Source organism: Psychrobacter sp. PSi21 (genome assembly GCF_054960615.1).
On sequence record NZ_JBHNYR010000010.1, the window covers coordinates 53886 to 73209 of the forward strand.

The window sequence follows — 19324 nt, forward strand, 5'->3', positions numbered from 1 at the left end:
AACTAATACTACGAGGTAATGATTTGGTGCAGAACTGCTTTTAAGCTTGAACGTAGTATAAGCATCACATCACACTATCGCAAGCTTTATCTGACATTTCGCGTAAACAGATACAATTTTTTGCGATTTTGTTGCTTTTTTGACCATTATTGCCATCTGTTCTAAGCATTTGGCAACCGAAACAGATAAATGGCCACGCCGCTACACACGGTCGCCACCAGCCATGCCATCCACATCATGTCACCTGAAAGCTGGTAAAACAGCCATGCAGTAGACAGCGTCATCATCACCGTCGCCAGCCATTTTGCATAGAGCGGTACTGCATGGTTGCGTTCCCAATCGCGAACAAACTTGCCAAAAAAACGATGGTTGATCAACCAAAAATGAAAGCGCTTTGAGCTACGCGCCCAGCACCCCGCTGCTAATAATATAAAGGGTGCGGTCGGCATGACAGGCAGTAGTACCCCAATGATGCCCAATACAAAAAACACCCAGCCAAGCACCAGCAGCACCCAACGCATGGTTGGGTTTTTAAACTGTTTGTTGTGAGGGCGATGGTAAAAGGCGCTTTTTTTCTCAGTCATGGCAGTCGTATCAATAAGAGTGGCGGCAGGGCAAGGACTACTATTGATACATCCAATCAGTATCAGTCCCAATAAGTGCTCAATCTTGCCGCAACGCTTATCCGCTCACAATGACACTTTTGCGTCTTTATTATGTCTTTTGTTTAACGTGGTCATAGCGTAGTCACGCTATCTTATTGATGATAAAAAAAGCGTCGCGTTTATCTTTTTTTGCTAGAAATTTGTCCAATACTGAGGCATAATTCAAACGTTTCTATATGGTATGCTTTACGTAATTTAATGTAAAATTGGTACTGAATGATTCGCTTGCTGTTTGGTAACTCTTGTACAGCGGCTGCTAATGGCAGCTTTACTATTGATTTTTTTGTTCTGGCTTTTATCTATAGGATTGTTATGACGTCATTATTTACAAAAACTGCGGCCCTATCTCTTGCAATAGCGGCGGCTACCGTGATGAGCGGCTGCGCGACCACCACTAGCCCAGAGGCGCGCTCAGCTTATGATAAGACGCAAAAAAGCTTAAAAAAGCAACCTGTGAGCATCGTCAGTGATGGCTGCCTAGTGCGGGTTGAAATGGGCAAAGATGATATCTTGTATCAGCAATCTGATGCCGCCTCTATCGCCATGATGCACACCGTGAAAGAGGCACTTGCTGAAAAAGACCTACGCATTATCCGTACCACTGCGCCCTTTATTTGCGGCACGCAGGCTAAAGACACGCTGACCAAAATGGACATCCTGACCACAGCAGATGCCAAAGATGTGCTCAATACTGACTATCCCATTCTGAGTGCTGATAATACGTTTGATGGTCTCACCAACCAAGCTTATCTCAATCTGTTTCAAGCACTCAGTAGTGATAAACGCAAGATGGCTATCAATGCAGAAGGGGCAAGTGTCGATCTGGGACTTGATGAAAACAGCCGCGCACTGGTTCAAAAGCTTGAAGGTACTGATAAAGTCTTTGTCTCATTAATTGCAGGTGCTAAACCGTCATTTGGCTACTCTATGGCTGTCGGTATCACCACTGCAGTGGCAACGGGTGGCACAAGTTACTCTGCACCGCAGCAAGGACAGACACACGCTTTATATTTGGTTAACCTAAAAACCAATAAAATCGAATGGGGTAAATCACAAGCTTTTGTAGGCCAAGTATTTAAAATGCCAGTCGCCGAACGTCTGAGCTATAAAGGCATCCTTGAACCATTGTATGAAGAGTAGAACATAACATGCGCTACGCTTGCGCAATAGCTCTCAATAAAAACCGCTCACAGTCGTACTGTGAGCGGTTTTTTTATATCGTTTTTGATGTCAAACTAGCAAACGTTAGTCCGACTAAGACTATGTTACTCATATGTTTTTAATAGATATTTGTTCGACTTTTAGGCATAATCCTAATGTTTCTAAATCCTTATCAATAGTAACCTATTGTAAGGACTTATTTATTGTCAGCGATTGTCTGATGGACTACAAAATCAAGAGAGGCTTACGATGCATTCTAATCTTTTCAAAGTCAGCTTACTGGCGGCAGCGCTCAGCCTAGCTGCGTGCGGCGGTGATGATAACAACAATAACTCACCAGTCGAAACTCCTGAGGTGACGCAGAAACAAACGGTTAGCGGTACGATTACTGATGCCAGTGGCAATCCGCTAGCAGATGCGACCTTAATGTTGGCAGACCAGTCTGTCACGACAGATGCAAGCGGTGCTTACTCTTTTGATTTGGCTAATATCACTGACAAAGTTGTGGTTTTTGTTAAAAAATCAGGTTATTTATCCTTAGCCCGTGAGTTGATCATTATACCAGACCAGTCTTATAGCCTTGATATGGCGCTAAGCCCAGATCAAATTGCGACTTCTTTTGATAATAGTGCAGGTATCAGCAACCTACTGGTCTCTGGTGCTACGGTTACCATCCCTGCCAACGCTGTCAGCTACGAAGACGGCACGCCCTTTCTTGGTACCGTTGATATCGCTGCCAACTATTACAACCCTGATTCTATCGAAGGTGCGCAGTCATTCGCACAGCCATTCACTGGTCAAAATGCCGATGGCTCTAATGAGACAGGGCTGGTTACTGTTGGCGTCATTGATGTCAAACTAACCGATCCTGCCACAGGCAACGAGCTGAACCTAAAATCAGGCACAACGGCCACCCTAACCTATCCATCTGCCTCTACCGATCAGGACTTAGATACCATTCCATTGTGGTATTACGATGAAGATAAGATGATCTGGGTAAAAGATGGCAGTGCGACGCGTCAAGAGGATGGTAGCTATCGCGGCGAGGTCAGCCACTTTACTTTATGGAATCTAGATGTTCCTATTGACGGCTACAAAGCATTGGTAGAAGGTTGCGTGGTTGATGCCACCACGAAAGCACCATTTACAGGCAATTTTTATGCTAACGTACGGGGGCGCGGGTTTCACAATTCAGGCTCTGCTGGTAACAACGATGGTAAATTTAGCTTTTATGTACCCATTAATACCCCATTAGAGCTATATCCTACGCCCAATAGTGCTCGCTTTGATGCGGTCATGATTCCAGCCCTTGATCAAAATGTCACTTATAAAATCAATGGGGGCAACTGTATAGAGGCTACTAGATCAACGCCGACCAAAATTATTGACTACAGTAATATACTCATCAATGCCTTTAATACCCTTCCTCCAGCGCCAACGCCAACACCCTCTAATCCAACACCACAACCTAGTCCATTCACCCCCCCGACAACTGCGGTAAGTAACAATATCATAGGGTATAACTTCACTCTTGATCTGGATTTCGATAATTTTAATCGAGCCTTTCTTGATAATATTGTCATGACCACCACTTATGACACTACAAATAATATTGAATACACTCAGCAGTCACTGTACAAACAACCCAACTACAATAATGATCAGATTGTACTTTTGAACTCACTTGAAGAAGGGTTGATATTAACCACTCAAGGTATTAGTGATTCTGTAAATATTGTATCTAATAGTCCAAATACCCTAACCATCCAATCGTTAAATACCAATTTCGATAATAATAGTCTCACACAGAGTTTAGATAATGGCTTCAAATTAACTACTGGTTTTTTTGATAAACCATTAGCTGGGCAATCAATAGGTAATTACATCGCCCGAGAAAACGTTGAGGATGAATTCGTTTCTGATAGGTTATTTAATAAAATAAATAACTTACCATCAACACTGAGTACCTTTGATGGCGCAGCCAGCTGTAAAACGGAGTTACCTGTTCTGCCAGATATGAGTTTTATTACTCTTAATCAGGCACTTGTGAAAACTGATAATTACGATCCTGAAGCAGATTATTTAGACACTCTTGTCAAGGGAGTGTGGAATGGTATCGCGTGGGGTAGAGGTTATTTGCAAGACGATGAAAGCGTAGCCGCCTATGTTAAATACAATAACCGCATATATTCTGGTGAATATTACGACTACTATGCAGATAAAGATCGTGATATAAATAGTGATTGCGTCTTTTACAACGAAGCTGCTAAAGACCAAATCTTAGCTGCGATACAAGCGGCCTATCCTGATTTGTAACTGTCACTATTGCTCATATATATTGGCACAATAACCCTAAAATGCTTCAATAAATAAAAACCGCTCACAGTCGTGCTGTGAGCGGTTTTTTTGGCTATTAAGATCAGATGCTCGTTTAGCGGTTGATAATGCCCAGCCGTTTTGCCTCTACCAGCCAGCTGGGAAATTCTTCTAACATATTTTCGTACAAAGCTTCTTCGCTGATGTCATTTAAGTCATCCAGCTCAAAAAAATCGCAATTGTCTATCACGCGCCCTGTCATGTCATCAAGCTTTTTTAAGATGCCGTAGCTGCGACCGCCTAGGCCGACAAACTGCCAAAATATGGGCAGCTTGGCCGCCTCCGTCATGACCTTAGTGATACCGCGCTTATCACTCACCCCGCCATCACTGATAAATAAAACATAAACAGGCACCTCCAGACCATCTTGCTGATAAAAATCGGTTACTGCCTGCATCACCTCGGCTTCATTGTTAATACGCGGGCCAAGCGTCCATTTGCGCCAGCCGCCATGCGCGGTATCAATAAAGCCATCATAGTTACCCAGTCCCACCTCGCCCAAATACTGCGGATCGCGAGCAAACGCCCAGCAATCTAGCATTTGATCGTCATCAAAGCTCACGGCCAATGGCAATAAGCGGTTCACCACCTCTTGTACGCGACCCTTTTTATACTGTCTGTTCATTGAGCCTGAGGCGTCGAGCACCAGCGCTACCTTTGCGGTTAGACGCTGCAGCTGTCGTTTTTCTAGCGATACGGTGGCTTTTTTGGCCAGGTTCACCAGCTTTGGCGCACGATCTTGCATCACTTTTTCTAGGCTCACTTTGGCCGTGTTGAGATTGGCCGTGGCTGTATCCGTTGATTCCTCCTCTACATCACCACCAAAATGCTGCACAATCGCGGCAAGTCCACCGTTAAAACCTTGCGCGACGTTAGAGACCCGCCAAACCCCACCCTTACGATACAGCTGCATCAGCATACTGGCTTGCTGCTCGGCAAAGTCTGCTGCTTGATACTCTGCCTGTACCTTTTGCGATTGCTGCCAAATGCCAATCGCTAACGACTGGATTTGCTTCAGTGGCGTGTCGGCTGATAACACAAAAAACAAGCTGTCTATATTGGTAGCCAGTTTGGATAAGTTAACCTCAAACTCAGCTTGGATGCTGCTAGCGGATGATGGCTGCGACTCGTAATGGGTGAGCTTGATTTGCCCGCAGGGTGAGGTTGGCTGATTATAAAACACCATATAATCATCATTGATCAGTTTGCCCACTGCATCTAAGGCAAAGCAGCTGATGTCCATCTCTATTGGACTTTGGCGAGTAAACTTAAGTGTGATTGGCGCAGTCTCGTCAATAGCAAGGTTGCTTAGTGGTGCGCGTTGTCCGATGGTGAGGTTCATAGTATTCCTGATGTTGGCATGTCGTTTAACAGTGATATGGGGTCGTTATCGAAATGGAAATCTCATTTGCCATATAGATTATAAGCGGTTTTTTTGTTCTATATACTAATATAAATAGTCAACTCAATTTCGTTTATATACGTTATTCATACTGCCTATCACATTTGGATCATAGTAATGCCAGTCATAAGATCACTATCTATAACGCTACTAACGCTTACTGCGCTAACACCATTGGCTGTCAGCGCAGTAAGTCATAACAAACCAATCAAAGGTAACGCGACTACCAATACGTTTCCTATCACCCATTTCCCTAGCACCTTGTCCAACGCCTGCAACGATGGCGCGGCGAAGCTCTATGATGAGTGTGCCGATCAAGTCAGCATTTTGAGTACAGCGATTCGTGCGGCACGTGCCGAGGATAAAACCGTACTGATCGTCTATGGTGGTGAGTGGTGCATCTGGTGTCATGTGCTGGATAATTACTTTCACGGTAAGTTTAGAAGCTTTGATTATGAGTGGCGCTATGGTGATGGTGATATACTCAACTGGTCGATGCGCGAGCGGGTCTCCCCAGCCGATATCAAAGACGCACGCGCTCTGAATCGCTATGTCGCCAACAACTTTGTCGTGGCACATATCGAAAACGTCTATGCCAACGGCGATGAAGCGGTGGCGCTGACTGGCTTAGACCCTAAGGATATTTATTATTATCCGTTTATCGTCGCGCTGGATAGTAAAGGGAAATACGCAGGCAATATGGTCTCCACCAGCGCTATCAAAGGCTTTGAGATACGCCGTAGCGGCGGTGAAGAATTTCGCGGTTATGATCGACGTATCTTGCTGACTCAGTTAATAAAGCTAAAAGCGCAGGCGTCTAGGTAGGTTGAATAATAGGAAAGAGAGTAAAAAAGGTTCACTATTCTATAGTGAACCTTTTTTTAATCTTTATATAAATTTATGAGTTATCTAATTATCATTGATATTTTTAATAGAAAAAATAGACTATACATCTGATATTATTGTTTTTCTAAAAAATCAACTAATAAGGCTCGTCAATTTATTCATTAATTTATCTGCTCTAGCATCAACAAAACTATTAAAATCATCGCTTTTAAGAGACTGTCTATCTATAAAAGCAGAATTCAAAACATCATCATTTTCTGTACTGATATATAAATCATGATATTCGGAAGGCTTTTTATCTTTTATTAGATTATTGTCTGATTTTGATAAAATACAGTAATTTGCAAAACAATTACTATTATATAGTTCCTCATTGTTATCCAAATTTTTCAAATATGCTTTTGGGAAAATATGATGAAACTCATTTTTATTATATTCTTTAAGGACTTTTTTCAAAGTTATTTCACCGCCAGAAACTAAGCTTTTCGGGCCATTTTGCACCAGTAATAAAATAAAGGCTTTAGAAGTAACCCTATTCATTGAAAATACTTCTTCTTTAAAAAAATTCGCATTTATTCCATTAAATGGAATAGAGTCTATACTAGAAATATTAGCATTTTCTTTTAGTTTCACCATTTCTTTAATATCTTGATCTATTTTTTTGCTTGTACTAGAAGCATATCTTCTACCAAATGAACTTTTCCAGAACCAACTCTTTATCTTTTTACTTTGCAATGTATTTATTCTTAACTGTGTATTTCCATTAACCGCAAAAAATACAGACATAGGTATTAAAAAATGTTCATATGGCAAATTTTTTATAGACTCTATTTTCATATTATTACGTAAGAAATCAATACTTCCTAAAATTCCATTTTTAATCTCTTTAAACCTACTTCTAACTGTTTCACCATTTAGTGAAATTAGCTCCTCTATATTTGAACTATTATTTATTACTGCAGATGTTATTTTTAATAATAAATTTGCATTAGATCCTACAGCTTCAAAACCGTAAGGTAAGAGCTCTTCTTTTAAATTTTTAAACTCACTTTGAAGATCAAAATCTTCACTCCAAGTCCATGCTGTTAATAACTGTAGAGTATCTAGTTCCACTCCTCTTCTGTTGATTCTTTCAAATACAATTGCAACTTTTGATTTATCGTCAGTTTCCAAAGTTTGAGAAGGTATTGATACTTCTTTAAATCTCTCTTGGAGCTTATCTATTCTTTCAATAGTCGTTTGATCATTAATTTTTTGAGTAGCACTTCTATATTTCGTTGTGTCAAACAAAGTATTTAGAGGAAAATATTTTGATTCATCAATATCAGCCCCTACTTCAAATGCTACAAATTGTGAATCTTGAGAATTATCTTCAACTTCTAGATCGAAATAAATATTAAATGGGCTATTTTCTTTTTCACTAGTATCTATTTCGCTTTGAAAAACACCAAAAATCGATGTTAGTCTTTGCTGTCCATCTAAAACATAATCTATAGGATAATCCTCATCTCTTTTAAAAAGATCAAAATTTCCAATTTTCTTTTCACAATTTAATTGCTCTTTAGTTCTCCACAACTGTATTGTTCCAAATGGATAGCCTTCATAAATACTATCCATAAGAAAAGCTACAGACTCAGGATCCCATACAAACCCTCTTTGAAAAGTAGGGATTCTAATATTCCCATTGGAAATTTTATCCAATATCCTTCTAATATTTAAATCGCTCATTACTCTATCCTTTATAGTAAAAACTATTTATAAGAAACCATCTTAACTTAAATAAAAAATATTAGTCTATCAATTTTTAGAATGTAATTATCAATATTTTATAAAAATATTATAACGCCTTTAACTGCTCAATCTGCGTGTTCATGGTCGCAAGCTGCCCTTCTAGCTCAGCCAGTTTCGCCTTCTCAGCATCGACCACTTCCGCTGGGGCTTTACTGACAAAGCCTTCATTGCCTAGCTTGCGAGCGATTCCTTCGGATTGACCTTTCAACTTATCATATGACTTACCTAAACGTGCCAGCTCAGCGGTGGGATCGATTAGACCTTTCATCGGTACGAGTACGCGTAGCTGACCGACCATACTAGATGATGATAGTGGCACGTCATCGCCTTCTTTGACGATGGCAAGGCTGTCTATTTTAGCCAGCGCTTTAAACTGGTTTTCGATACGCGTGAGGCGCGCTTCTTCATCACTGGTGATGTTTTGTAGCAGCACAGGCAGGCGTACCGCGTTGCCGAGCTTCATCTCGCCGCGAATGTTACGCACGCTGGCGATCAGCTCTTGTAGCCACGCCATATCCGCTTCAGTCTGCTCGCTGATTTGGCTGTCATCGGTCTGTGGGTAGGCGGCGATGACGATGCTGTCAGTGGCTTTGCGAGCCAGCAGCGGCGCGATAGTCTGCCAGACCTGCTCGGTGATATACGGCATGATGGGATGGGTGAAGCGCAGCGCTGTCTCAAGGACGTGTAGCAGTACGTAGCGGATTTGCGCTTTGCGCGCATCGCTCACCGAGTCATCATTGAGGCTGGCTTTGGCAAGCTCAACGTACCAATCGCAGTATTCATTCCAGATAAACTCATAGATGTCTTGGCTGACCATGTCGAGACGATATTGGGTAAAATGCTGGCGAATGTCGCTGATGGTGGAGTTGAGACGGCTGATGATCCATTTTTCTGGTAATTCCCATACCTCAGGGTTCGCCGCTTGGTCGATGGCCTTGGCATTGCCGTCATTATCGACGCAGTTCATGAGCACAAAACGGCTGGCGTTCCAGATTTTGTTACAGAAGTTACGATAGCCTTCGACACGTTTGAGGTCAAAGTTAATATCGCGACCTGTACTCGCCAGTGAGGTAAAGGTAAAGCGTAGCGCATCTGTACCATACGCGGGGATACCATCAACGAATTCTTTGCGCGTTTGTTTTTCAATCTTGGCGGCGTCTTTGGGGTTCATCATGTTGCTGGTGCGTTTGGTGACCAAGCTTTCAAGGTCGATGCCGTCAATGATGTCGATTGGGTCAAGGACGTTGCCTTTAGATTTGGACATCTTCTGACCATAGCTGTCACGTACCAGACCATGGACGTACACGGTGTTAAAGGGTATTTGCGCGCTGCCATCTTCATTTTTAACAAAGTGCAGGGTCATCATGATCATGCGCGCGACCCAAAAGAAGATGATGTCAAAGCCTGTCACCAGTACGCTGGTAGGGTGAAAGGTTTCCATCACGCGTGGGTCAGCGCTGCCATCGGCCCAGCCGAGGGTGCTAAACGTCCATAACGCTGAGCTGAACCACGTGTCCAGCACGTCATTGTCTTGGGTTAGGGTCACGTCTACTGCGAGACTGTATTTCTGGCGCACCTCACTTTCGTCACGTGCGACATAAATGTTACCGTCTGCGTCGTACCAAGCAGGGATACGATGCCCCCACCACAGCTGACGGCTGATACACCAATCTTGTAAGTCAGTCATCCACGCCATATACATGTTTTTGTACTGGGCGGGGACGAACTCAATACTGCCATCTTCGACCGCATCAATCGCAGGTTTCGCCAGTTGCTCGACCGCCACATACCACTGATCGGTCAGCCACGGCTCAACGATGACGCCGCTACGATCGCCGCGTGGGGCTTTGAGCGCGTAGTCTTCGATGCCATCGAGCCAGCCTTCTGCTTCAGCTTGGGCGACCAAGTGCTTACGCGCGGCAAAACGCTCAAGGCCTGCATAGCTATTACCTGAATGATCGGTTGGTGTGCTCTCAAGGCTTGGCTCGCGGGTTTGTAGGTCTGGATAGACTTCCATGTCAGCCAAGATATTGGCGTGTGCGTCTAAGACGTTAATGAGTGGCAAGTTATGACGGCGACCCAACTCATAATCGTTAAAGTCATGCGCGGGGGTAATCTTCACGCAGCCTGTACCAAAGTCGCTCTCGACATAATCATCAGCCACAATAGGCACAACGCGACCTGTTAGCGGCAAGGTGATGGTTTTGCCAACCAAATGCGCATAGCGCTCATCACTTGGGTTGACCGCAACCGCCGTATCACCGAGCAAGGTTTCGGGGCGGGTGGTGGCGACGACCAGATAGTTTTTGCCGTCTTGGGTGGTCACATCGCTGTCAGTGAAATGATAGCGGAAATGCCATAGGTTGCCTTTTTCGTCGTGGTTTTCGACTTCCAGATCAGACAGGGCGGTTTGGAACTTAGGGTCCCAGTTGACCAGACGCTTGCCGCGATAAATCAGCCCGTCATCAAATAGGCGTACGAACACTTCTTTGACCGCATGAGACAAGCCGTCATCCATGGTAAAGCGCTCACGTGACCAATCGACCGAGCTGCCCAAACGGCGAATCTGGCTGGTGATATTGCCTCCTGACTCTTTTTTCCATTCCCATACTTTATTGACGAATTCTTCGCGGCCAAGGTCATGGCGCTTGATGCCCTCGGCATTCAGGCGACGCTCAACGACCATTTGCGTGGCGATACCCGCATGATCGGTGCCAGGTTGCCATAAGGTGTTTTCACCATTCATACGGTGAAAACGGGTCAACGCGTCCATAATAGCGTTATTAAAGCCGTGCCCCATGTGCAATGAGCCTGTGACGTTCGGCGGTGGCAAGGCGATAGAGAACGACTCTTCTTTATCAAAGGTGGGCGCAAAGTAACCATTGTCTTCCCAGCCTTGATACATCCCTGATTCGACCGTGGCAGGTGAATAGGCATTTTCTAATTGTTGCAAGGCGGCTTGAATCGAAACGGTTAGGTTGTGATGACTCATAAAATTCTCAAACGAAAAAGTGAAAAAAGTGAAGGATTAAGCAAAGTAAAGACGGTCACGATAGGCATGACCACAAAAAATAACGAAGACAGTGTCGGCATTAAAAATGCGCAATAGCACTGATTTTATCTTATATACGCACATTTTGTTAGCATCGAATGATTTTTCCTTATTTCGTCCCAATATACGAGCGCTGCACTGACCGAGACATTGACCAAAACATGAACCAAAACCGCTAGGCGCTTATAAATGCATTGATGCGCACCAAGGCATCATGACTGATTGTTTAGCAACCTTTTATTGCTGCTGGGCGCACCTGTCTAGCAGACCCAAGCGAGTAACCACCATGTCCCAGCACGACCAGCCTGACGATAACGCGCCTACTAACAGCGTAGCAGATAGCGATGTAGCAAATGACCATGCGCCAAGCGCGACTCATTCCGTTGAAAATAAAGACTTACCACAAGACATCAGCGAAGACGACAAAGAGACCATCAAGGAAGTCGCCAGTGATGACAACTTTAGCGAGCCAAAAAGCTATGCCAGTATCTTGGTCGAGCAGGTCATCGATGCCAAAGAAACCTTTAATCGCTCCTTGGGTTCCCTGTTTACCAGCGCCTTTACCGCAGGGCTTGAGATTGGCTTTAGCCTGTTTGTGATTTTGTCGGTATTTGCCTTGCTCGGTGAGCTGATGCCCAGTCAATACGCGATGGTGCTCTCCTCCCTGCTCTATCCGCTTGGCTTTATCATCGTGGTGATTGGTCAGTCGCTGCTGTTTACTGAGCAGACGTCCTTACTCAGCCTGCCTGTGCTCAATAAAATCGAGCCATTGCACAAACTGCTGCGCCTGTGGGGTATTGTGATTGCGGGCAATATCACAGGCGGCTGTTTGTTTGCCGCGCTGATGATTGGACTGGGTATCCATATGCAGCTGTTTACCACCGAGAGCATCGATGCTTATGCGCATCATGTGTTGCGTTTTGATTGGTGGGTGATTTTTGGCAGTGCGATTTTGGCGGGCTGGATGATGGGCGTGGCGGCGTGGCTCGTGACCTCCGCACGCGATACCTTAAGCCGTATTGTGCTGGTATCACTCATCACCATGAGTATTGGCTTTTTGGGTTTACATCACAGTATCGTCGGTAATATCGAGGTGTTTGCGGCGCTGATGTATGGTCACAGTGTGGGCTTGCTTGAGTATTTGTGGTTTTTGGTTGTGGTATTGGTGGGCAATACGATAGGCGGTGTGGTCTTTGTCGCGGTACTCAAAAACCGCACCTTTTTGTTTGATATCGAAAAGGTCAAGGCGCAGATGGCAGGTCGTTCACGATAACATGCAATCCATAATCCACCATTAGTAGCGGTAAAGACAGTTACCCTAGCTGATACAGCAGGACAGCTGTCCTTAGTCAAGGTCGATAAGCCATACCGCATTTAGTCGCCACCGCCGCCACCGCCTGAGTCACCGCCGCCACATGACCCACCTGAGTCACTACCGCCGCAAGACTCACCGCTAGAACTGCTGCCATCGGAGTTGGCAGCGTCAAGAAAAACTCCGACGCTGTCTGCAAAACGCTCTCGGTTATCCGCCTCACTTAGCCATGTGACTGTTTTGACAATGCCATATAGGAAGATAAGCTTGAACATTACTTCTACTAAAAAATCAATCATAGCATGCTGTTCTCAGTCAATATGGTGTTGGATGGGGTGAGTACCGTGAAGCGATGACTGCGCTACGTATCGCTTTGATGACGTGTAGACGGTCTCTGAGCAGAAGCCGCAGAGACCGGAACACGGTCCATACTATGCACTGCTGTACCATAGGCAATGGCCTCAACCATACTGCCCAGCTGGTTGACATTGGTCACCTCAAGACGCAAGCCGTAAATATGACTGTAGCCTTGTGCCTCGGCTTGGGTACGCATACGCACCAACGCTTCACGGCGCGCGCGATCCAGCAGCGTCTCATAGGTGGTGAGATTTTTACCAAACAGATTGAATATATTGGCAATGACCATTTTAAAATAATCTTGCGCGATGACCACACTGCCCAGCACCAACGTCCCTTCACTACCCGCCACCAGCTTGGGCTGATAAAAGCGCTCGCTTGAAACGATAATATGACCGAGTGCCTGTTCGGCCTTAGCCAGCTGCGCTAAGTGCTGACGCTCATGACGCGACCCAAAAAACCAGCCCACCGCAATCAAAACCAGTATTGGGCCGTAGTTGATAAGTAGGTTAAACATGTGGTCGGTCATAAGACGTCTCAGTAATGCAGCCCATCAAGGACAGCTGCCAGATTAGGGCGTGTCCCTATTTGAAAATGGTGATAAACGTTTGCATTAGGGACTGCCCTAGCCAAACGGATTAAAACGCGGCAACTCATCGCTTGGAGTCTGCGTAGAATCTGGCACAGCAGCACCGCCACCATGGTTATTATGTGGCGGCTGATACGGCGTAGCAGCTGCTTGCGACACAGGCACAGCTTTGACCGCTGTCCCATAAACAAACAGCTCAGACGCGCCTTGGGCGATGCTTGAGGTCGAAAACCGTAGCCCGACGATGGCATCTGCGCCGAGCGCTTCGGCCTTGACCACCATACGATCAATCGCTTCTTGCCGTGATTCTTCCAGCAGCTCGGTATAAGCCGTCAGCTCACCGCCGACGATGTTTTTTAGCCCTGCAAACAAGTCTTTGCCGACGTGTTTTGAGCGCACCGTGCTGCCGTAGACCACATCAAGGCGCTCGGTGATCTGATAGTTGGGCAAGTGCTCAAGGTTAGATAGCTGCATGAGAGACCCTTTTAGGTTAGCCAAGAGAGGCGAACAAAAACGAATAACCAGTCGCGGCCACAGTCAGTCTGCGCCGCCACTACTACTGAATCAGTCGTCAGTATGAAACAATAAGAACAGCTCGGTCAAGTTGCCTTCGATGCTATTGGCCATCTGTGCCATTTTGTCTTGGTCAGCACGCATTTGCATCAGTTCTGGGTCTTCATCATCAATACCGCTCAGCACGATCATCGGCAGCGTCAGTACCGCCACATCTTCAGCAGTGTCTTCGTTAGCAAACCAGTCTTCAGCGTCATCAGCATACATGGCATCAACAAAACCAATCGACCACGCCACGATGTCTGAATCTTCCGAAAAGTCCACTGCCACCTCTTCATCACCCGCATCTTCACCAAAGGGCAGCTCAATTGGGGTTTCGTTTTTAAGCTCATTGGTGATGGCATCACGCCAGCGCTGAATGCCGTCAACGACATTGTTTGGAATCTCGCTGACATGACCTTCAAACAGCGCATCCAACCAGTTGGGTAGCGGACGACCAATCACCGTGGCGGTCAAAAAACCGTGGGTGGCGACGCTATCTAGGACGTACTGGTGGTCGGAGGTGTCTAAAAAGTCCAGCAGTTCATCGAAGCTTAATGGAGTGCTCATGGGTACTTATCCTTGGATCGATAGGTGGGGCAGTATGCCCGTGCCTATCTGTTAAGTGCTGAAAAAACGAGGGGTAACTGGCAAGATACGCGCTACAAGCTTAGCACAGTTGAGTGCAGATCACTTGTTGTTTGCAGGTGGTCGATCGGGGCATTAATTACAGGTCGTCATCATCCCAATCATCGTCGTCATCATCAAAGTCGTCTAGCTCATCTTTTAATGCCTTGGCCAGACGCTTTTCTTCTAACAAGTTATCAATCAAACGGCGCTTTTCTAAACTGCTTAAGCGATTGCGTACGCTGGTTTCCGCCTCTTCTACCATCTTGGCATCATCGTCGTCTACAAAATCACCATCAAAATCGTCGTCAATATCAGAATCACTCATGACAATCTCCTATTATCTGGGCTAGAAAATGAAAACTACTTGGTTTATATATGCCTTATAAAGTCTCTATTGCGCCTTGTCAATCATTTTCATGACAAAGCGCGGTGATAGACGCTGGTCGGAATCGCGCTATCGCTTTTTAGGCATGGCTATTGCCGCCCATTAGGACAGCATTACGCACATCAGCCAAACGCTGCATTAAGGACTCGTTGGCACCATCAAATACCGCACATTCGCGCTCATAAACGGTGGTTGGGCGTTTTAGGCTATGCACCTGAACGTGGTGGCTAATTTGTTTGAGTCCCAGTGTCGGCAGCAAGATCAACATTTGCTCTTTTCTACCTTTATTGTCCAGCAGGGCACCCATGGCATCGGCTTGTGCTTCATCACTGACCCCAACTTTGGCAGGCAACGCAAAACGAGACAGTTCAATATGCTTATCATGAATGATTTTATTGAGCATCAGATACAATTTACCCAGCATCACGCCAGCAAGCGCCACTTTGGCATGGTTGTTATCGGCTTTGAGCACGGCATACGCGCCATTTTCACTAAAATAAGGCTCATTTTCTGCCGTCACTCCTGCAAGTAGCGGCTGCTTGAGCAGTTCGTGCAAGGCTTGATCCAAAAGCTGCGTACATAAGGCCAAATAAGGCGCACGCATTTCAGGGGCTAGGCGCTCAAGCATATTGTACTCATCATGAAACATGATATGTACGCTGACGCGGCTAAAGTCACGCCCTCCCGAGAGTTTGGTAGGGCTGGTGCTGTTTTTATTTTTACTGCTGGGCTGAGTCGCAGCAGCTTGCGGCTCTACGTCATCTGCTTCCTTCTCGCTGTTGCTCGTTTGCTGTGATCTGAGATAAGCGTTTAACTCTTTATGAATGTTTTTGCCTTTTACCGCGGCACGCTTGACGATGGTGTGCTGGCTGCTATCGGCGCTATTGTCCTGAGGCGGCGTGGCATCGTTACGGCGCTCGGCGGCTGGCGGCGGCTGTTGACCGTCAGAGGTTTGCTGCTGGTTTTGAATCGTGCGGCTCAGCGCATCTATTTGCGCTTGAGTTGGACGTGCAATGTAGCCATAAATGAGCCATAAAAACAAATGCAAAATCAGTGACGCAATGACGAACGGCCACTGCATGGCGATGATTTCACCTTTACTGATGTCTTTTAGCGTGAGCGCCACACTGCCGATCACCGCATCGCCTTGCGTCGCAATTTGGGTGATGGTCTCGCCCTGCTGCATGGGTGCGTTACCCACAGGCACCAAAATATTGTTTTTGCTGTCACGAATCACCAAGCGTGCCACGTCCTGCTCACTGGTGTAGCGGTTGGCAATCACGCTTAAGCTGACGCGGTCTTTGTTTTCTAAAGACAGTCGCGCCTCATCAATGAGCTGGGTGACCATTTGCTCACCTTTTTGCTCACGGTTGTCCGTCAGCTGCTGATCAGTACTGATGACTAAAAACAACGTTTGCAAACAGAAACTGACCAAAATAATAATGGCAAACAACCCTTGCCGCGGCGCTAAATACATCATGATGTCGTAAACTTTTTTGGATAAGAGAAATTAAAAAACGAGACGATGGCTCATTTTTTGGAATTGTGTACTACCAATACTAAGGTGCCCATGCTTGAGATGCCCATGCGCTGACTGGATGCGTCGCAAGTCTGGTGCAGCGGTGATCGTGAGGACGACATAGGGCATACGCAGTTGATGTGATACGAGCGCTTTGCCAATAATGAACGCGTTTATCACCGTCTGTCAGAGATATGAGCTCAGCGCTGACATTCTAACGTTAAAGCCGATGTGTATGTGAATAAATCCCAAAAAAATAGGACAAAATAAGCCAAAAATACTTCATAGGCCGCCTATAGGCGCTGCACGGTAAAACTGTTATTATTCCTAATCTTATCTGAGCATACAAGGGACAATTCAGCCATGCCAAAAAATACGCCTTACTCGTTACCAAAAGACAGCAAAGCTTGGCAACAAGCCGTCGATTCTATTGCATCGTTACTGCCTGATGATACCGATTTGCGGGATTTTGACGCATTACAGTCTCTACCTGTATTTGCCTTAGTCGTGGTACTCCCTACCCGCATGCCAACCCTTGATGTCCATCAGTATGTCCAGTCGTGGGTTAACGAACAGCCGAACTGGCACTTGGTCACCGTGGCCGAAGACAAGAAGGCGTCTTTTGTTGACGTACCGCTTACAGCTGCAACAGACAGCGCCGCCAAACCACCATTTATACCGACGCAAGTGTTTCGCTACTTGCTTGTGCCCGTCACCGATACCTTGATGCATCCTGCCAAAAAGACCGCTGCGGCGCACATTATTGACGATCAGTTGACCACGCGCCTGCGCCGTGAGTTGGCTGAGCAGTATCGCCTCAATCCAGATTGTGCTGACTTTAATGACGATTTTGATGCGCTAGATTTGGTCGATTGTCATATTCTTTCAGTCGGTCACATGCTGCGTACCCATAAGCTGGCATGCTTTGATATGGATTCGACCCTCATTGAGCAAGAAGTCATCGTTGAGCTGGCAAAAACAGCGGGTATTGGTGAACAAGTAGAAGCCATCACGGAGTCAGCCATGCGCGGTGAGATCGACTTTGATGAGTCATTTGCCCAGCGTGTGGCTCTGTTAGAAGGCATCCCAACCACGGTGCTGGATGAGATTTGTGAGCGTCTCACGCTGTCAACTGGGGCGCTGACCACCATCCGCGCCTTTAAAGTCTTGGGTTACCATACGATGCTGGTATCAGGCGGCTTTACCTACTTTGCCAATTACATCGCTGAGCAGTTGGGTATTGACGAGGTTCATGCCAACCATTTAGATATTGAAGAGGACACGGTCACAGGTCGCGTGCAGCTGCCGATTGTCAATGGTGCCAAAAAAGCGGCCATCGTCACCCATACCGCTGAGCGCCTAGGCATTGAGCTGTCGCAAGTGGTGTGTGTTGGTGATGGTGCCAATGATTTGCCAATGATGGCAATTGCTGATTTGGGCGTGGCTTACCATGCCAAGCCTATTGTGCAAGCACGCGCTGATGCGGCGGTCAATGTGACAGGGCTTGAAGGCGTGTTCTATGCGCTTGGCTACCCTGCCCTTGTCCCTGCCTAACCAGCCTCTCTATTTGGCGGCTATACACACCGCCATTCTCAACGCTGGGTTTGCACCGTAAGCCCAGCGCATTTATCTTCACCGCCCAACATTGGGTGCTTTTTTTGTCAAAAGGAATGTCCATGTCGGCATCACAATCACCGCGGCCCGATGCTGCACTGTCACCTCAGCACACTGATGACGCGACCGATCCGCAAGATACCCCAAAGTCGCTATTCGCCGTTTATGTTAAGGGGATGGCAATGGGCGCCGCCGATATCGTACCTGGCGTCTCAGGCGGCACGATTGCCCTTATCTCAGGTATTTACGAGCGTCTGATCAGTGCGCTTGGCAGCATCGGCCCCAACCTGTGGCAAGTGTTTCGTAAAGAGGGTGGTATTAAAGGCTTGGCAGCCGTGTGGCGTCATATCGATGCGACCTTTTTGCTGTGCTTGGTTTTGGGGATTGCCACCAGCTTCATCACATTAGCAGGTATTATCAAAGGCTTGCTGGACAATCAGCCGTTATTAATTTGGTCATTTTTCTTTGGTCTTGTGGCAGCCACCGTCTTGCTACTACTGACGGAGATTAAGCGCTGGACACCAGTACGCGGTGGCTTGTTTGTTTTTGGGCTTATCGCGGCAGTGATGATCAGTAGTATGCCACTATTGGCCGCCACAACAAGTCTGCCCTATTTGTTTTTTGCAGGGGCGATTGCCATTTGTGCGATGATTTTACCGGGGGTGTCTGGATCATTTATCCTGCTGCTGCTGGGGGCTTATGACACTGTATTAGAGGCGGTACACAATTTTAACTTGTCCATCATTGCCACGGTAATGGCGGGTATGGTCACAGGGCTACTGCTCTTTACCCATATGCTCAAGTGGCTACTGTCACGCTACTATCAAGCCACGCTGGCGCTTTTGACAGGGTTTATCGCAGGGTCACTGGTCAAGGTCTGGCCGTGGAAAGTCGATGCCATAGGCAGCTTAACTGGCGATGCGATTCACAATGTGATGCCGTGGCAATACCCTACTGGCGCGCACTGGCTCACCACTGTTGGACTGATTGTCTTGGGCGCGGTATTGGTGTCTTTGCTGTCATGGTGGGGACGTCGTAACGGTCACGCTTAAGCTGATACTGCATCGTGTTTC

The 19324-nt window shown here is 46.3% G+C and carries 16 protein-coding genes; 6 read left to right on the plus strand and 10 right to left on the minus strand.

The features are described 5' to 3' along the window. Positions 1 to 161 precede the first annotated feature (161 nt). On the minus strand, positions 162 to 584 hold the full coding sequence (locus ACFI32_RS08560; RefSeq protein WP_462626114.1) for a YbaN family protein: 423 nt from the start codon (positions 582 to 584) through the stop codon (positions 162 to 164). 393 nt (positions 585 to 977) lie between these two features. Between ACFI32_RS08560 and ACFI32_RS08565 the strand changes: the two genes are divergently transcribed. Together ACFI32_RS08565 and ACFI32_RS08570 are read left to right on the plus strand one after the other, a co-directional pair. Beyond that, complete coding sequence (locus ACFI32_RS08565; RefSeq protein ID WP_462626115.1) at positions 978 to 1805, plus strand: hypothetical protein; 828 nt, start codon at positions 978 to 980, stop codon at positions 1803 to 1805. 270 nt (positions 1806 to 2075) lie between these two features. Further along, positions 2076 to 4142, plus strand: coding sequence for a carboxypeptidase-like regulatory domain-containing protein (locus ACFI32_RS08570; RefSeq protein ID WP_462626116.1), 2067 nt, complete (start codon positions 2076 to 2078; stop codon positions 4140 to 4142). Between the two features lie 115 nt (positions 4143 to 4257). Here ACFI32_RS08570 and ACFI32_RS08575 read toward each other — a convergent pair whose 3' ends face one another. Beyond that, the gene (locus tag ACFI32_RS08575) at positions 4258 to 5544 is read right to left on the minus strand and encodes a VWA domain-containing protein (RefSeq protein WP_462626117.1); all 1287 of its coding nucleotides are present in this window, start codon (positions 5542 to 5544) and stop codon (positions 4258 to 4260) included. A gap of 177 nt (positions 5545 to 5721) precedes the next feature. On the opposite strand from ACFI32_RS08575, the gene ACFI32_RS08580 reads away from it, so the two are divergent. Then, positions 5722 to 6429, plus strand: coding sequence for a hypothetical protein (locus ACFI32_RS08580; protein WP_462626118.1), 708 nt, complete (start codon positions 5722 to 5724; stop codon positions 6427 to 6429). Between the two features lie 153 nt (positions 6430 to 6582). Here ACFI32_RS08580 and ACFI32_RS08585 read toward each other — a convergent pair whose 3' ends face one another. Beyond that, positions 6583 to 8178, minus strand: a complete 1596-nt coding sequence (locus tag ACFI32_RS08585; protein ID WP_462626119.1) for a GmrSD restriction endonuclease domain-containing protein — start codon at positions 8176 to 8178, stop codon at positions 6583 to 6585. A gap of 109 nt (positions 8179 to 8287) precedes the next feature. Beyond that, a complete protein-coding gene (locus ACFI32_RS08590; protein WP_462626120.1) occupies positions 8288 to 11233 on the minus strand; it encodes a valine--tRNA ligase in 2946 nt (981 codons plus the stop codon). A gap of 346 nt (positions 11234 to 11579) precedes the next feature. Here ACFI32_RS08590 and ACFI32_RS08595 point away from each other — a divergent pair, with 346 nt between their 5' ends. After that, positions 11580 to 12566 (plus strand): formate/nitrite transporter family protein, encoded by a 987-nt coding sequence (locus ACFI32_RS08595; RefSeq protein WP_462626121.1) that lies wholly within the window; start codon positions 11580 to 11582, stop codon positions 12564 to 12566. Between the two features lie 101 nt (positions 12567 to 12667). Here the strand turns inward: ACFI32_RS08595 and ACFI32_RS08600 are convergent, their stop codons facing one another. The 6 genes from ACFI32_RS08600 to ACFI32_RS08625 all read right to left on the minus strand — a co-directional run bounded on the left by ACFI32_RS08600 (position 12668) and on the right by ACFI32_RS08625 (position 16598). Beyond that, positions 12668 to 12904: a hypothetical protein gene (locus ACFI32_RS08600; protein WP_462626122.1), complete on the minus strand. Its 237-nt coding sequence runs from the start codon at positions 12902 to 12904 to the stop codon at positions 12668 to 12670. Positions 12905 to 12966: 62 nt separating this feature from the next. Beyond that, the gene (locus tag ACFI32_RS08605; RefSeq protein WP_462626123.1) at positions 12967 to 13491 is read right to left on the minus strand and encodes a YbjQ family protein; all 525 of its coding nucleotides are present in this window, start codon (positions 13489 to 13491) and stop codon (positions 12967 to 12969) included. 96 nt (positions 13492 to 13587) lie between these two features. Next, on the minus strand, positions 13588 to 14025 hold the full coding sequence (locus tag ACFI32_RS08610) for a YbjQ family protein (protein WP_462626124.1): 438 nt from the start codon (positions 14023 to 14025) through the stop codon (positions 13588 to 13590). Positions 14026 to 14115: 90 nt separating this feature from the next. Beyond that, positions 14116 to 14673, minus strand: a complete 558-nt coding sequence (locus ACFI32_RS08615) for a UPF0149 family protein (protein ID WP_462626125.1) — start codon at positions 14671 to 14673, stop codon at positions 14116 to 14118. 157 nt (positions 14674 to 14830) lie between these two features. Continuing rightward, positions 14831 to 15058 (minus strand): PA3496 family putative envelope integrity protein, encoded by a 228-nt coding sequence (locus ACFI32_RS08620; RefSeq protein WP_462626126.1) that lies wholly within the window; start codon positions 15056 to 15058, stop codon positions 14831 to 14833. A gap of 139 nt (positions 15059 to 15197) precedes the next feature. Next, the gene (locus ACFI32_RS08625; protein WP_462626127.1) at positions 15198 to 16598 is read right to left on the minus strand and encodes a hypothetical protein; all 1401 of its coding nucleotides are present in this window, start codon (positions 16596 to 16598) and stop codon (positions 15198 to 15200) included. 402 nt (positions 16599 to 17000) lie between these two features. On the opposite strand from ACFI32_RS08625, the gene serB reads away from it, so the two are divergent. Together serB and ACFI32_RS08635 are read left to right on the plus strand one after the other, a co-directional pair. Then, positions 17001 to 18191, plus strand: coding sequence for a phosphoserine phosphatase SerB (gene serB / locus ACFI32_RS08630; protein ID WP_462626128.1), 1191 nt, complete (start codon positions 17001 to 17003; stop codon positions 18189 to 18191). A 122-nt stretch (positions 18192 to 18313) separates the two neighbouring features. Continuing rightward, complete coding sequence (locus ACFI32_RS08635; RefSeq protein WP_462626129.1) at positions 18314 to 19303, plus strand: DUF368 domain-containing protein; 990 nt, start codon at positions 18314 to 18316, stop codon at positions 19301 to 19303. The last annotated feature ends 21 nt before the right edge of the window (positions 19304 to 19324 follow it).

Excerpts from the sequence above, each read along its gene's own strand:
- ACFI32_RS08590 (WP_462626120.1), bottom strand. The coding sequence starts at position 11,233 with ATGAGTCATCACAACCTAACCGTTTCGATTCAAGCCGCCTTGCAACAA.
- ACFI32_RS08635 (WP_462626129.1), top strand. The coding sequence starts at position 18,314 with ATGTCGGCATCACAATCACCGCGGCCCGATGCTGCACTGTCACCTCAG.
- serB (WP_462626128.1), top strand. The coding sequence starts at position 17,001 with ATGCCAAAAAATACGCCTTACTCGTTACCAAAAGACAGCAAAGCTTGG.
- ACFI32_RS08580 (WP_462626118.1), top strand. The coding sequence starts at position 5,722 with ATGCCAGTCATAAGATCACTATCTATAACGCTACTAACGCTTACTGCG.
- ACFI32_RS08605 (WP_462626123.1), bottom strand. The coding sequence starts at position 13,491 with ATGACCGACCACATGTTTAACCTACTTATCAACTACGGCCCAATACTG.
- ACFI32_RS08600 (WP_462626122.1), bottom strand. The coding sequence starts at position 12,904 with ATGATTGATTTTTTAGTAGAAGTAATGTTCAAGCTTATCTTCCTATAT.
- ACFI32_RS08620 (WP_462626126.1), bottom strand. The coding sequence starts at position 15,058 with ATGAGTGATTCTGATATTGACGACGATTTTGATGGTGATTTTGTAGAC.
- ACFI32_RS08560 (WP_462626114.1), bottom strand. The coding sequence starts at position 584 with ATGACTGAGAAAAAAAGCGCCTTTTACCATCGCCCTCACAACAAACAG.
- ACFI32_RS08565 (WP_462626115.1), top strand. The coding sequence starts at position 978 with ATGACGTCATTATTTACAAAAACTGCGGCCCTATCTCTTGCAATAGCG.
- ACFI32_RS08625 (WP_462626127.1), bottom strand. The coding sequence starts at position 16,598 with ATGATGTATTTAGCGCCGCGGCAAGGGTTGTTTGCCATTATTATTTTG.
- ACFI32_RS08570 (WP_462626116.1), top strand. The coding sequence starts at position 2,076 with ATGCATTCTAATCTTTTCAAAGTCAGCTTACTGGCGGCAGCGCTCAGC.
- ACFI32_RS08595 (WP_462626121.1), top strand. The coding sequence starts at position 11,580 with ATGTCCCAGCACGACCAGCCTGACGATAACGCGCCTACTAACAGCGTA.
- ACFI32_RS08615 (WP_462626125.1), bottom strand. The coding sequence starts at position 14,673 with ATGAGCACTCCATTAAGCTTCGATGAACTGCTGGACTTTTTAGACACC.
- ACFI32_RS08575 (WP_462626117.1), bottom strand. The coding sequence starts at position 5,544 with ATGAACCTCACCATCGGACAACGCGCACCACTAAGCAACCTTGCTATT.
- ACFI32_RS08610 (WP_462626124.1), bottom strand. The coding sequence starts at position 14,025 with ATGCAGCTATCTAACCTTGAGCACTTGCCCAACTATCAGATCACCGAG.
- ACFI32_RS08585 (WP_462626119.1), bottom strand. The coding sequence starts at position 8,178 with ATGAGCGATTTAAATATTAGAAGGATATTGGATAAAATTTCCAATGGG.